12 protein-coding genes and 1 pseudogene are annotated in these 13,043 nt (G+C 59.8%); 7 read left to right on the top strand and 6 right to left on the bottom strand.

Translation table 11 applies throughout. The annotated features are described in order from the left end of the window. Positions 1-63 precede the first annotated feature (63 nt). Positions 64-1,038 (top strand): PDR/VanB family oxidoreductase, encoded by a 975-nt coding sequence (locus tag G5S42_RS36815; RefSeq protein WP_246392336.1) that lies wholly within the window; start codon positions 64-66, stop codon positions 1,036-1,038. A gap of 49 nt (positions 1,039-1,087) precedes the next feature. Here the strand turns inward: G5S42_RS36815 and G5S42_RS36810 are convergent, their stop codons facing one another. The 5 genes from G5S42_RS36810 to G5S42_RS36790 all read right to left on the bottom strand — a co-directional run bounded on the left by G5S42_RS36810 (position 1,088) and on the right by G5S42_RS36790 (position 7,167). Next, positions 1,088-2,347 carry an aromatic ring-hydroxylating oxygenase subunit alpha gene (locus G5S42_RS36810; protein ID WP_176111628.1) on the bottom strand — a complete coding sequence of 420 codons (1,260 nt, stop codon included), beginning with the start codon at positions 2,345-2,347 and terminating at the stop codon, positions 1,088-1,090. A gap of 43 nt (positions 2,348-2,390) precedes the next feature. Next, positions 2,391-2,906, bottom strand: coding sequence for a flavin reductase family protein (locus G5S42_RS36805; protein WP_176111627.1), 516 nt, complete (start codon positions 2,904-2,906; stop codon positions 2,391-2,393). A gap of 371 nt (positions 2,907-3,277) precedes the next feature. Then, positions 3,278-3,589, bottom strand: a complete 312-nt coding sequence (locus tag G5S42_RS36800; RefSeq protein WP_176110690.1) for a hypothetical protein — start codon at positions 3,587-3,589, stop codon at positions 3,278-3,280. A 103-nt stretch (positions 3,590-3,692) separates the two neighbouring features. Further along, the gene (locus tag G5S42_RS36795) at positions 3,693-4,850 is read right to left on the bottom strand and encodes a porin (protein ID WP_176111626.1); all 1,158 of its coding nucleotides are present in this window, start codon (positions 4,848-4,850) and stop codon (positions 3,693-3,695) included. A gap of 409 nt (positions 4,851-5,259) precedes the next feature. After that, positions 5,260-7,167, bottom strand: a complete 1,908-nt coding sequence (locus G5S42_RS36790; RefSeq protein WP_246392334.1) for an AMP-binding protein — start codon at positions 7,165-7,167, stop codon at positions 5,260-5,262. Between the two features lie 170 nt (positions 7,168-7,337). Here G5S42_RS36790 and G5S42_RS36785 point away from each other — a divergent pair, with 170 nt between their 5' ends. Both G5S42_RS36785 and G5S42_RS45885 read left to right on the top strand, forming a co-directional pair. Next, positions 7,338-7,535 carry a hypothetical protein gene (locus G5S42_RS36785; protein WP_176111625.1) on the top strand — a complete coding sequence of 66 codons (198 nt, stop codon included), beginning with the start codon at positions 7,338-7,340 and terminating at the stop codon, positions 7,533-7,535. Between the two features lie 56 nt (positions 7,536-7,591). Continuing rightward, positions 7,592-7,969, top strand: a complete 378-nt coding sequence (locus tag G5S42_RS45885; RefSeq protein WP_376777137.1) for a 3-hydroxyacyl-CoA dehydrogenase NAD-binding domain-containing protein — start codon at positions 7,592-7,594, stop codon at positions 7,967-7,969. A gap of 137 nt (positions 7,970-8,106) precedes the next feature. Here the strand turns inward: G5S42_RS45885 and G5S42_RS36775 are convergent, their stop codons facing one another. Beyond that, positions 8,107-8,553, bottom strand: a complete 447-nt coding sequence (locus G5S42_RS36775) for a hypothetical protein (RefSeq protein ID WP_176111624.1) — start codon at positions 8,551-8,553, stop codon at positions 8,107-8,109. Between the two features lie 372 nt (positions 8,554-8,925). Between G5S42_RS36775 and G5S42_RS36770 the strand changes: the two genes are divergently transcribed. The 4 genes and pseudogenes from G5S42_RS36770 (at position 8,926) to G5S42_RS36755 (ending at position 12,797) form a co-directional block, all read left to right on the top strand. Continuing rightward, positions 8,926-9,336 (top strand): DUF4148 domain-containing protein, encoded by a 411-nt coding sequence (locus G5S42_RS36770; RefSeq protein WP_176111623.1) that lies wholly within the window; start codon positions 8,926-8,928, stop codon positions 9,334-9,336. 221 nt (positions 9,337-9,557) lie between these two features. Beyond that, a pseudogene (locus tag G5S42_RS36765) lies at positions 9,558-9,797 on the top strand (DUF4148 domain-containing protein); the annotation flags it as partial. Beyond that, the gene (locus G5S42_RS36760) at positions 9,721-10,071 is read left to right on the top strand and encodes an LrgB family protein (RefSeq protein ID WP_246392332.1); all 351 of its coding nucleotides are present in this window, start codon (positions 9,721-9,723) and stop codon (positions 10,069-10,071) included. The pseudogene G5S42_RS36765 and the gene G5S42_RS36760, both read left to right, overlap by 77 nt. A gap of 227 nt (positions 10,072-10,298) precedes the next feature. Then, positions 10,299-12,797: a two-partner secretion domain-containing protein gene (locus G5S42_RS36755; RefSeq protein ID WP_176111620.1), complete on the top strand. Its 2,499-nt coding sequence runs from the start codon at positions 10,299-10,301 to the stop codon at positions 12,795-12,797. The last annotated feature ends 246 nt before the right edge of the window (positions 12,798-13,043 follow it).

Here is a 13,043-nt window from a genome sequence, read left to right as displayed (position 1 = left end):
ACGATGCAACGCCGCCGCCCCTGCCCCCGATCTTCTGAAAACTATCGCTTTTACAGGTGTAACTTGAGTGACGATTCTTTTATCGATGTGCGAATCAAGTCCATGACTTGGGAGTCGAAAAATACTATCAGTCTGGTGCTCGAGCGCGTGGATGGCTCCGATTTGCCGAAAGCCGAGGCCGGGTCACACATTGATATCAGGCTGGGCTCACGGCTGTCCCGCTCTTATTCCATTGTCAGCGCACAAGGAACGCCCCGGGTCTACGAAATCGCGATCGCAAGGGACGCGAACAGCAGGGGCGCGTCGCAATACGTCCATGATGCGATGCGTGTCGGCGACCTAACGAAGATCAGCACGCCTCGCAATCTGTTTCCGGTCGATCCGGGTGCCCGTGTCAGCATTCTCTTCGCTGGCGGCATCGGCATCACCCCGATCTGGTCGATCGTTCGCCAGCTAGAGGCGCTGGGCCGCGAATGGCATCTCCATTACTCGGCGCGCGACCGACAACACGCGGCCTACCTCAAGGAGATCGAGCGGTTTGTGCAGGGCTCAACTGGGGGACGGCTCTACACCTATTTTGATGAGATCCCCGGCGGCACGCGCGTGAACATGGCGACGGTGATCGCCGAATCACCGGCTGACGCCCACGTCTACTGCTGCGGTCCCACCGGTATGCTCGACGCGTTCGAGGCCGCGGCGTCATCAAAGCCTGGATCGCAAGTTCATCTTGAACGGTTCTCGGCTGCGGAGCCTCCATCCACCGGCGGGGTTTCCGAATTCGATGTCGTGCTTGCAAAATCGGGGGCAACTTATCGGATACCTGAGGATCGGTCGATTCTCGACGTGCTGCTCGACCATAACGTGGACGTTCAATACGGCTGCATGCAAGGTACCTGCGGAATGTGTGAGGTCAAGGTCATTGACGGCACACCGAGCCACGCGGACAAACTCCTGTCGGCCGAAGAGAAGGCCGAGCGTCAATGTATGCTCGTCTGTTGCTCGCGCAGTGCGAGCCCGACGCTCACACTCGATCTCTGATCATCACGAAGCCTGAGCAATGTTGTGCCCGCCGAAGTAAAGCCGTGTTTTACTCGACTCCGATTGCGTCTTTCAACTGGCGCAATACCTCAGGTGGCTGACCGATCGAGAAAACAAAATTCGTGAGGTGGCGTTTAAAATTCTCATTCTGCATCCACTGCTCGCGAGGTACGGCCTTAAGTTGTTCATCGGGGAACGCGACAGGCAGGCTCACATTTTTGGCTTGTTCCGGTTCGCGGATCAGTCCCTTCGGATCGCGACCTTCCGCAATCGCCTGAAGGTCGGCCTCGAACCGGCGACGCAGCATTACCACGCCCTTGTCGCTTGAACCCAAAACCTCTTTCGTGCGATCGGCAATCGTACCTTGCCCGACCCAAGCCATGAAATCCTGGTTCAGAATATGCGAATCATGGTATTTGCCATTCGCATCCATGACAGGCGATTCCCACGTCGGGATCTGGTCCTGTACATAGGGCCGTGCTTCAGCCGGAACTGGAAGATAAAACCAGGAAATACTCAGGGTATGCCCGTCATCGACCGGCACGCGCCATTCGAAGTGCTCACCGAGGAAGAACCCATTTGGGTACAGACAGACGCGGCCCGTGGTCCATAGCGGATGCTCAGCATTGGTGTCCGTGCGCTGCCGCTTATACTGATAACCGAATTCGAACTCTGTGAAATCGAGTGCTGTGTGCCTGGGAACGTATTTCTCTTTCGTGCCCCCCATGCGACGCACCGAATAATTCGAGTGCTGCCATTCGAAATGAATAGGGTCGATCGAATTCTCCTGGCACTGGAGCCAGTTGCAATTGATGACCGAGGTCACGATCTGGCAAAACCCGTTTTGCCAATTGAAGGGCTCCCAAACAGGCAATTCGGGCATCGTCTCAATCGGACCCATATAGGTCCAAAGCATGCCGCCTGCGACCCTGACCGGGTAGCTCGTGATCTTGAGACCGGCTCTGGCCGTCGCGTCGGGAACCGCTGTATCTTCGTAGGGACGCTCGGAGCACTTGCCATCCGCCTCGAATTTCCAGCCGTGATAGGCACAGCGGATGCCTTTGTCCTCAACGTAGCCAAATTGGAGACTCGCACGACGATGCACACAATGACGATCGAGAAGGCCGTAATTGCCGCTCAAATCCCGGTATAGAACCAGATCTTCACCAAAGAGACGCATTGGCTTGATCAACCTGGTATCGAATTCCGAAACCCCGGCAATCGGATGCCAATAGCGACGCAGGAACTCACCCATCGGTGTGCCTTTCGACGTCGCGATCAGTAGCTCGTTCTTCTCTTTGCTCAGCAATTGCGTCTCCTGCTGGGGAATGTTGGCCTGATCTTGCTGTGTATCAGTTGGCGCCCGCGATCGCAGCGTATTTGCCCGCGTGGAAAACTAGTGGCGGTGCCGGACCTTGGTCTTGAACAAGCGCCGTGACCTCGCCCACGAACAGTGTGTGATCGCCACACTCATAGGCGTGACGGAGAACGGTCGCAACCTGAACGTTTGCGCCTTCCACGATTGGTACATGTTCAAGTTGTACGAAAATGGGCACCAGGACAGGATGGGTTTTGCCCGCGAAATGGTTTGAGCACCATTCCTGATCCTGAGCCAGGATGCTGATGCCAAAGCTCTGCGCTTTGGTTATCCGTTCGTGCATTTTTGCTGATTTCGCGATCGAAACCAGAACAAGCGGAGGTTCGAGCGAGCCGGACATAAACGAGTTGGCCGTCATTGCGTGGACTTCGCCCTCCGTGTTAGCGGTGACAACGACAACACCAGTCGCAAACTGACCCATGGCATTGCGAAATTCACGGCTCGTAAACGGCAACGTGACTCCGGACTCTGGTGCAACAGTCAAACTCATGGTTAATCCAATCTATGTAAACGACACAAATGCAAAGCCAATTAATGGTCGATCAAGTAGTTGATTGGAAGGTTGCCTTAGTTTTTAATGGTCAGGAATTCGGGTATGTACCGACCGGAGAGCGCATGGATCCGATAAGACTACGTGGGATTGTCGACCTGTTTCGACATTGGGCCCTGACGGAACAGCCCGAGCGATACGTGGCGATGTGCTTGCCAATGACGCTCGTTGCGTCGCTGTGGGATGCTTCGAGCCGTATTTTGCAGCGCGCTCGCTCGGAGACAATCCACTAGCGCGAGGTTGAAGTGCAAAAGCTCCGCGGATGCAAAAAAGGCGAACGGGTCCGCCTTTTTGCGCAAGCAGTGAACCACTTAGTGGCTCGCTCCGGCAGGCACTTTAGCCGGGGGGTTCTGAGCCTTGTCCGGATAGTCCGTATACGAATCGCTCTGACCGCCCTGTGCCCCGACTCTCTTCAGTTCAGCATTCTTCGCTGCCCGCTGTTCCTTGCGCGCTGCTTTGCGTTGTGCCTTGATCTCGGCTTTCGTCATCGAGGCGGCCGGAGCCGATGAGGACGCTGCGGCCGGCGCACTGGCAGGCTTGGCCTGAGTCTGGGCCGCGAAGCTGATGCTCAAGGCGGTAATCGACGCGGACAATACCAGCTTGCGATAGAGTGAAAAGGTCATGTTTTCTCCTTGTGCGGGTTCAAGTGCCGGAGTCCCGGGAGGCCCGGCACGTAACATAGCTACGTGTATGGGATAAAGAGCGCCGGCCCGAAGGCTGCGGTGCTTAGAACATCTGCCTGATCCCGATCTGCACTGCGGCCTGGTTGCTGCCGCTCGAAAACCCGGCAGCCGCCCCCGTCGGCCCGATGCCGGTGCCGGCCACTGGACCGAAGACCGGTGCGCCGGTCACGAGGAAGTTGCCGGCCGGCTGGTTGCCGGCGAAGGCGTGCTGGAACGTGCCGAACGCGTAGATACTGGTCCGCTTCGACAGCAGGTAGTCAATCCCTGCGCTGGCAATGCCGAATTTCTGCGTCGGCGTCAGGCCCTGGACGTTCACGCCGCGCTGCATGAAGTACGAATAGCCGACGCCAGCATGCAGATCCGGTGCGAACTCATACTTTCCGCCAATTTCGAAATCCTGAGTAATCATCGACGAACCGAGCGGAAGCGTCAGGTTCGTGTACGAATACACAGCGTTCAAGTACGCATTGTTGGCAACCTGGAGACGCGCGCCCGCGGCGACCGTATAAACCTTATCGCCGTGGAACACGATTTGGGCAATCGTTGCGTCGGTCGTCGGTGACGAGCTCCCATTGGTGCGCGTGTATGCCAGCGATCCAGAGAAAGGACCCATCAACCCCTGCGGCGCATAGGAGAGCCCGGTGCTCAACACATGGTTGGAATTGCCGTTGCTGAACCCGTACATGACGCCTGCCCGGAGGCCGCGATAGTTCGGCGTCTCGTAGTCGACGGCGTTCGCAACCGCTTCGCCAGCGGTGCGGTCGATGTCATAGGAGAGGTGGAACGAATAGGCAGGTGCAAATTGCACGCCATTCGTATAGAACGTCACGTCGCGGTACAGGTAGTCGAACATCTGCCCCATCTTGACCGTCCCCCATTGATTGCTGGTCAGGCCGACGTACGCGTCGCGGTTGAAAATCTTGCCGGCCGCGGTCATGTTGCCGTTCGTCAGGTTAAAACCGCTTTCGAGCTTGAAAAGCGCCGCCAGTCCACTGCCCAGATCTTCCCGGCCGGTTAAACCCCATACGTTTGGCCGGTCGATCCCGCTGTCGAGTTTCCAGACCGAGTGGCCGCCACTATTGCTAATGTAAGTGACGCCTGAATTCACAACCCCGTATAGCGTCACGCTGCTTTGTGCATATGCGTGTCCGACGCCCAGCAACGACAGCGTTGCTGCGCAACTGATTTCCTTCAGTTTCATGCGATCTCCTCCGTGGTTATAAACGCCATAAACTTATTAAATCCATCCAATTCAATGCAACGCTTAGTAATGCGCATTCACCTAAGTCCAGTGGCCGATAAAATCATTCGGGAGCGTCATCAAAGAAGCTCGCGTGGCGCGCTTGCCTGGTGCCGCCTTAAACGACCATGGCTACCGGCGGTCATGTCAGGCGGATGGAACTCATGAGCTCTGGCTGACCTGCAGGCTGCATTGCCGTTCAGAATCCTTGAGCCGTGCGTATTTGCAACCCGCCATCCAATAGTGAACAGCGGTCCAGAGCAGGATCGAAACGGCGCTCAGCAAGACATACTTGATGCCCGTGGCACTCGCGGCCCGCGCGCATGGACACCAGCTGATGCGCCGTAGCAGTGATTGGCAGCTCGGAATACTATTCTTCGATCGTCACGACATTAGCGCCGGGTTTGTCCGCGTATAGCGCCGCTATCGCGCCCGCGCGACGCGCGAGAACGGCCCGCTGATTGATATAGCCCTTGTCGGTTATCTCACCGCCATCGATCGATGGCGGTTCGTTCAACAGCATCACACGGCGGATGCGCATGCTGCTACCGGTGTGACGTCCGTTGTGGCGCAGCAGTGATTCGCGCAACGCGTCGTGGAATGGCGCGTGGCAGGAAAGCGCCTGCGCGTCGCGCAGGCCGAAACGTTCCTGACATGCTTCCTGGTTGGGCCATGCGAGAAGCGCCACATAAGGCAGATCGGCGCCCGCGACGACCGCGTCGCGCAGCAGGGGGGCGGCGCTGCTGATTACCTCGACGCGCAGCGTACCGACGCGCACGAAGATGCCCGACTGCAGTTTGAATTCTTCTGCGACGCGACCGGCAAAGGCGAGTCCTTCCTCCGGTTTTGTCCGATCCACGAAGGTCACGGCATCGCCCAGACGGTAGTAGCCTTCGTCGTCGAAGGCGAGACGCGTCAGCCCCGGCTGTTGCAGATAGCCAGTCATGACAGAAGCCGCACGCGCACGGATTTCATAGCGTTCTTCGTCGAGCGGCACCAGTTTCAGTTCGACGCCAGGCTGCGGAAGACCAACCAGACCGGCCTGCCCGGTGGGCCAATGTACTACCGTGGTGGCAGCGCACGTCTCGGTCGAGCCATAGCTGGCCACAAACGGAACGCGGTGCCCGCGGTGGCGAACGGCCAGCGTTTGCAGACGTTCATAGAGACTGTCGGGAAGCTTGGCGCCAGATGAGGTCAGGCGCCGCAGGCGCCGGAAGAACTGCTGACCAAACGTCTCGTCCGCCTCCAGCGCATCGGCAAGCATGGCGTAGCCTGCAGGCACGCTGTTGAAATTTGTCGGCGAAACCTCCTTGAGGTTGCGCAGCGTCTTCGCAAACTCGCCGGGCACAGGGCGTCCATCGTCGATGTACATCGTCCCGCCATCGTGCAGGACGCCGTTGAAGATCGCCGTACCGCCTGCCACGTGGCTCCATGGCAGCCATTCGAGCAGCACGGATTCCGGAGCGGCGGGATTACGGCGCACAGTCTGCGCGTGCATGGCCATCGACACGCACAGCATGCGCTGCGTGACCGGCACGGCCTTGGGCTCGCCAGTCGAGCCTGATGTGAAGAGGTACTTGGCCACCGTATCGTGCGTAATGGCGCCGATCGACGCCTGCACCTCCGGGCCCACCGGCGTGGCGAGGACCGCGTCCCACGCCGTGGCGTCGATGTCATCCGCCGGTTCATCGACGTAAATGACGCGCGCGTCACATAAATCGACGGCGGCGTGCAGCGCCGCGCGGAACTGGCTCGCGCTTTGCACGAAGATCACTGCTGGGTTGATCAACGCGACCATCGCCTTGAGCTTGGCGTAATCGGTGCTTAGCAGCGAATAGGCCGGGGTCACTGGTACATAGGGCATGCGCGCCTGCATGGCCGCGAGCTCGAAGACCGCATGTTCGAGGGTGTTGCCGCTCAGCACCATCACGCTGCGTCCGTCGAGACGTTGTGACAGCAACCACTGAGTCACGGCGTCGACCTGGAAAGAGGCCTCGCCGTACCTGAGCATGCGCCAGTCTCCAGTGCGCGGGCAGCGCTGTTTCAGCCATGGCTGCTCGGCGCGCTCGACCGCACGACGCCTCAGGACGCCCGGCAGATGCGCCTCGACCGGACCAAGTGGCACCTTGCTGCGCATATAGACCGCGCCGTCGGCTCGCTCGACGACCTCGACATTGCGCTCGAGGAAGGGGAGATTGATGAAAGGAGACTGGGCAATCATGTTCACGAAAGACTCTGAAAAGGAGCAACGGCACGATCGGACCACGTAATAAGGCAACCTTATATGCGTTTCAGCGCCGAATCTACATGGTAGAAACACTTAATGGGCTGTGCGCCGACTATTTTTGAATTTCGCAGTGGCACATGATATAAGGTCACCTTATACGTGCGACACGATGGCTCCTCACTGGCTCGACTTTGCACACGAACCACGGAGGAATCCTTACCATGAGTACCAAAAGCGCCGCATATATCGCGAGGATCCACGAACATCCCATTCGCCGGGCCGACGGACTGTCGACAGCCCAGATGCATGCGGACGTCGCGCGCGGCGTACTGGAGGACGACCCGGTGACGCTGGGTTTCTGCCGACGCACGATGGGCCGCCCGTGCCTGCCTTCGCCACGTCTTGCGCCGAGGCGGTGAGGGCCTATTCGCAAGCGGCGCGCTGAGATGGAGGCGCATGCGCTACGCAGCGTAGCGTGTGTTCCAGTCGCGCCGTGGTGATCGGCGCGGGCAACATGGGTGCCGGCATTGCAATGGCATTGCTGGCGGATGGCCTTGCGGTGCACCTGATGACCAGGCGGAAGCGTCGCTTGCCGCCGCGATCGGGCGGATTAGCGAGTCGCTCGGGCGCGATGTGGAGCGCCAACCAGAACATGTCCCTTCTTGCCTCCCTGCTCGGACGGCGTGTACCGGACCGCATTGATCATCATATTTCGGACGATCCTGTCCAACGCATGTCGATCCGTACGGACCAGATACGGGTGATCATGGAGTCTCAACCTCAGTCCTTGCGCCTCAGCCGGCGACTGCATATCCGCGACTCGAGACGTCTTCGACCAGACTGGTCGATTTAATGCTCCGCTCGATAAAACTCAACTTCAGGCCGGGCGTGGTGAGCGGTTGGCGCAAATCGTGGCTTATCGCAGCGATAAACTGGTTCTTCTCCGCCGTTGCCGCTGCGGCCTGAGATCGGGCCTCCTCGAGAACGACCTCATTTACACATATGAGTTGCTGAGCGTTGCAAACGTACCAGGCGATGACGCAATAACCAATTATCTGAGCCGAATACCAGTCGAACATCCCCTGGCCGGTAAATAAATAGCAGTGGTGCCATGTTAAATGCGAATGGGATAGTGCCGAACAACAGGGCACCTAAAGCCGCACGAAAACTCGGTGCGAGCAGCAGTAAGGTAAATGCCTGGCTGACCATCGTCAGTTCCAGGAAGCCATACCTGGCAAATCTGAAGTAATAGTTGTGAAGGATCACGAAGGTGGGTGGTTTTAGCCCAAAGCTGGCCGCCGCCCACCAGAACGATGTCAGCGTGACCAATGCAGCCCATGCCCAGTGCATCTGCTCGACCGCGCTGACGCCGGCGTGCTCCGGGAGCGTCATGGTCTTTTTCAGTAAGTAAGCTGCGAAGGGAGACAATACGAACATTTATACTCCAGAAAACGAACATTTAATGCCGAACATCAAACTATCGACGCAATCACAACTGACACAGTTACGCGGCGTGATAATGCAAGACAATTTGACACAAGGAGCGCGTCAATCACTATGCAACGGGCTCGCCTTTATCTCTGCCTTTATCTCTTATCGAGTGCCTGTTGTGAGCACGCCTCTATAACCGGCCGGCGCGGAAAACGCAGTGCGCACATGCGCGACGTTTTGCCGAGTTAAGCCAACTGAGTCGCGGACGAGACTCCATACCCCATATCAACAACAACTTCCCGTCTGTTTTTAGAATTTGCTGCGTGTTCTATTAGGTATCTGGTCGGTTAAGTTGGCCATTAATCAAGGAGCTCTATCATGAAGACCCTTGCATGCATAGTCCTCGCTAGCTGTGCACTGTCCAGCCCAGTCGTCAGCTTCGCTCACGGCACCGCGCCCGACACCCGTGCGCAGGTGCGTGCGGAACTGATCCGTCTCGAGCAGGCCGGCTATCACGTGGGCGACGGCGATCAAACGAAGTATCCCGAGCCAATTCAGGCTGCTGAAGCGAAGATCGCTGCACAGGACAGCCAGCAGGCCGGCAACCGTGACATTGGCGGCACGACGACCAACGTCGCTGCACAGGAGAGCCAGCAGGCGGACAACAGCGACGCTGGTGGCACGACCGACGGCACCTCAGCTTCCGGCGGTGTCCGGCATGTATCGAAACCATCGCCATCTTCGTGCGTCGGCCCAGCAAGTTACTGCAACCTTTTCTTCGGCAATTGACCCCGATAGCTCGCCCGATACCGCCCCGACGATCAGGGTAGATTGCCTGCCGCATGGTATTGACCACGTTGACTTCGCCGCTTAAACCATTCCAGCATCAAGCCGCTTTCGATGGACTTTCGCGAGTTACACGGGCGGTCTGACGAGCTATGTCAATCCAGCACATGCGTTCCCGCCGAACCCATGGGGTCTTCTTTGGCGCCGCGCCGGGGCCTGTCCTGAAAAAGCCAGTCACGCGCGCCAAGGTCGAGGCAGAAGTGCTGCAACTCGAACAGAATGGCTACAACCCGGCCGCCGCACTGGATGCCCAGTATCCCGCTGATATTCAGGCTGCCGAAACGCGTGTTGCCGCGCAGCACGCGACTGGCCAGCACACGTCGGGATATGGGTCGCCGATGGCCGGATCGTCGCAAACCGGTCCCGGCCAACATCCAATGGTGGTCAATCCAGACGGTCAGTGACGACTTGCCTTCGCTCACCGCGGCGATCGTCATCTTGACCGGCATTACCGGTGCGACCCTGAGAAACGTAGTCATGGATGCCGTTGGTGTGCGGCGTGACGACGTGCGCGGCTTTGTGATGGGTGTTGCTTCCCACGCCTTAAGTACCGCCAGGGCTTTTCGGATCAGTGAAGACGCCGGCGCATACTCGGGACTGGGAATGGCGATGAACGGCACTATGTCGGCGTTTGTCCGCCCGGTGCTTCTGCCCTTCCTCGGTGGCTGGTTGACTTGACCGTCACTGGCAACGCCGGTGATGCTGTGAGGCCCCTGTAGGTGTCATTCGCCCAATCACAAGCGGCCATGTCGCAAAAGTCCTGCCAGGAAGGCGCAATGCGCTGAGAAACCGGCATGCACCCGCGACGCCAACTGCTATTCTTCATATGCTGCGACTCACGCGTTTCCGGCCGGCTCTGCGGGGTCGTCGGTAACCATTCCGCACGCACGCGGAAAGGGGGCTGTATGTCACATCCGGAACAACCTCGGCCCGCGCGACGCACACCGGGTCGACGGCAGTCGAGCGGACCCCTCTGGCTCTCCATCGGTATTTCGCTGGCTGGACTGTCCCTCACACCTGTGGCGTTCGCGGCGGGTAGCCTGCCGCAAGGCGGCCGTTACGTCGCCGGCACCGGCACGATAGCGGGCGCAGGCAACAGCCTCGTGATCACGCAATCCGGTTCGACACGTGGTGTGATCGACTGGAACAGCTTCTCGATCGGCGGAAGCAATAGCGTGACGTTCAATAACGGCGGTGGTGCGACGCTGAACCGCGTGACGGGAGGCTCGCTCTCCGCGATCTTCGGCAAGCTCAGTGCCACGGGCAGCGTGTATCTGGTCAATCCGCAAGGTGTCGTCGTGGGTCCATCCGGCGTGGTGACGACGGGCGGACGCTTCGTCGCATCGACGCTGGACACGGACAACTGTGCGTTCATGAAGGGCGGCGCGCTCACCGTGTCGGGCAACTCGGACGCGGTAGTCGTGAATCTCGGGAAAATCAGTTCCAGCGGCGGCGACGTGTTCCTGATCGCGCGGACCGTAATCAACGGCGGCACCGTCAATGCGCCTGACGGTACGGCGGAATTCGCGGCCGGGTCGAAGGTGCTGCTGCAGGACTCGTCGAGCGGCCAACAGGTATTCGTCCAGGCGGGCAGCGCGGGCAACGTGGTCGATTCGGGTACCACGCGCGCCGCGCAGATCAGCCTGCAAGCCGCGGACGGCAACGTATATGCACTCGCGGGCGGCGGCGCGCGCATCCGTGCGACGGGCAGTGCGACTCGCGACGGGCATGTGTGGCTCGTGGCGGACGACGGCACGGTGTCGCAACGAGGCGCAATCGTAGCGAAGAACCCGGACGGCAGTGGAGGCACGGTCGATACCGAGGCAGCGCAACTGTCGTTCGAGCGCGGCGCCGCCGTGTACGCCGGTCGATGGAACATCGCAACGCCATCGCTTACCGTGGACGCTTCAGTGGCGCGTGCGCTCCAACGCAGCCTGAATGCGGGGTCCACTGTCGAACTCTCGACCACCGGCGCCAACGGTGCGGCTGGTGACCTGCTTATCGCATCCGATATCGACTGGCGCGGTGCGTCGGCGCTGACGCTCGCGGCTTACCACAACGTCGCGCTTTCTCCGGGCGCGACGATCCGCGACACGGGTACTGGCAACCTTACGCTGCGCGCGGACGCGACAGGCATCGATAACGGCGGCAGCGTGACGAACGGCGGCACGATCAACTGGTCGAAGAGCACCGGGACGGTCAGCGCGCTATACGACATGAACGGCACCTACACGCCGGGGACACTGCTCGCCAACACGACCTGGACGGCGCCGTCCGACAGCGGACTGATCACTCAGATTACCGGCTACCAGCTCGTCAATTCACTTGTGGATCTGGAAAACATTTCGCTCGATCTCGCCAGCAACTATGCGCTCGGCAAGGACATCGACATCAGCACGCCACGTTGCTGCGGCACAGGCGTCTATGTGCCGATCGGAACTGGCGCCGCGCCGTTCGCCGGACAGTTCGACGGCTTGGGCCACACGATCTCGAATCTGAATGCGTGGCAGAGTGTTCCCGCCACGGGCGATCCGGCGAATCCCGAGGCAGCCAGTGGTCTATTCGGTGTGGTCGGCGCGACGGGCGTCGTTCGCAACGTCAGCGTGAGCGGCTTCGTGAGCATCAGCGGCTATGGCTCCTTCGGCATCCTGGCCGGCGTCAACGACGGCCAGATCGTGCGCGCCCAGACGAGTGGCAGCCTTTCCTTATCTGAACCTTTCGTTTCGATCGATGCGATGAGCGGCGGTCTCGTGGGCTCGAATTACGGCACGATCACACGCTCGTCCAGCGACGCGGCGATGGTGAGCGAGGGCGTGTTGGGCGGCCTCGTCGGATACAACTTCAGCACCGGCGTAATCCGGCAGTCGTATGAATCGCAAAGCCCGGACATCCCGCCGTCGTTTGGGCCGGGCACCGTGAATTCCGCGGCTCACGGTCTGGGCGCCGGCGGTCTGGTCGGCACAAACGACGGTCTGATCACGCAGTCATATGCGACCGGCTCCGTTACGTATGCGCCCGACTACTGCGGTGGTGGTGGCGGCTTCGCCTGCTTTGGCACGGGGAGCGCGGCGCTCGTTCAAAGCAACACCGGCACGATCGAGCAATCTTTCGCGACCGGCACAGTCACCCAAATGGTCCTGGCCGGTCGTGGCCCCCCGCCGTTCGGCCTGGCGCTAAGCAACACCGGCACGATCGCCAACGACGTCTACTGGGACACGCAGACAACCGGGGCCACGGTCGGCGTGGGCACGGGTACTCCGGTGCCGATCGCGAATGGACTCACCACCGCGCAGATGAGCATGCCATCTAGTTTCGGCCCGACGTTCGACTTCAGCTCAACCGGCGTCTGGGCACTCCCGGCCGGCGCGACCCATCCGGTACTGCGTTGGCAACTCGGTCCTTGAGGGGAACGATCATCGCAGGGGACAAACAACCGAAGGGCATGGCTTCACGGAGTGACCCGAGGTACGCAGAGGTAGCCTTGGCTGAGGCGCTTAAGTCCAAGGGCTTATGCGACCGTTGTATCGCTTCTGAACTGGAGCCACGCGCAGGCCGGCGCGGCTCTCGGGTAGCGGGTTCTCGCTACTGCGCAGAACCGGTCGGCCAGCTACGGACGGTGGCCCGCATTTCCATGTGGACGCTCGAACGTC

It is taken from the genome of Paraburkholderia youngii (genome assembly GCF_013366925.1).
GTDB classification, from domain to species: domain Bacteria; phylum Pseudomonadota; class Gammaproteobacteria; order Burkholderiales; family Burkholderiaceae; genus Paraburkholderia; species Paraburkholderia youngii.
Note: the sequence above shows the minus strand (reverse complement) of the source record. Positions and strands in the feature narration are given on the sequence as shown.

What these genes read in the sequence shown, in the direction of transcription:
- G5S42_RS36805 (WP_176111627.1), bottom strand. Translation starts at nt 2,906, where the DNA reads ATGAGTTTGACTGTTGCACCAGAGTCCGGAGTCACGTTGCCGTTTACG.
- G5S42_RS36795 (WP_176111626.1), bottom strand. Translation starts at nt 4,850, where the DNA reads ATGAAACTGAAGGAAATCAGTTGCGCAGCAACGCTGTCGTTGCTGGGC.
- G5S42_RS36800 (WP_176110690.1), bottom strand. Translation starts at nt 3,589, where the DNA reads ATGACCTTTTCACTCTATCGCAAGCTGGTATTGTCCGCGTCGATTACC.
- G5S42_RS36755 (WP_176111620.1), top strand. Translation starts at nt 10,299, where the DNA reads ATGTCACATCCGGAACAACCTCGGCCCGCGCGACGCACACCGGGTCGA.
- G5S42_RS36775 (WP_176111624.1), bottom strand. Translation starts at nt 8,553, where the DNA reads ATGTTCGTATTGTCTCCCTTCGCAGCTTACTTACTGAAAAAGACCATG.
- G5S42_RS36785 (WP_176111625.1), top strand. Translation starts at nt 7,338, where the DNA reads ATGAGTACCAAAAGCGCCGCATATATCGCGAGGATCCACGAACATCCC.
- G5S42_RS36760 (WP_246392332.1), top strand. Translation starts at nt 9,721, where the DNA reads ATGGGTCGCCGATGGCCGGATCGTCGCAAACCGGTCCCGGCCAACATC.
- G5S42_RS36770 (WP_176111623.1), top strand. Translation starts at nt 8,926, where the DNA reads ATGAAGACCCTTGCATGCATAGTCCTCGCTAGCTGTGCACTGTCCAGC.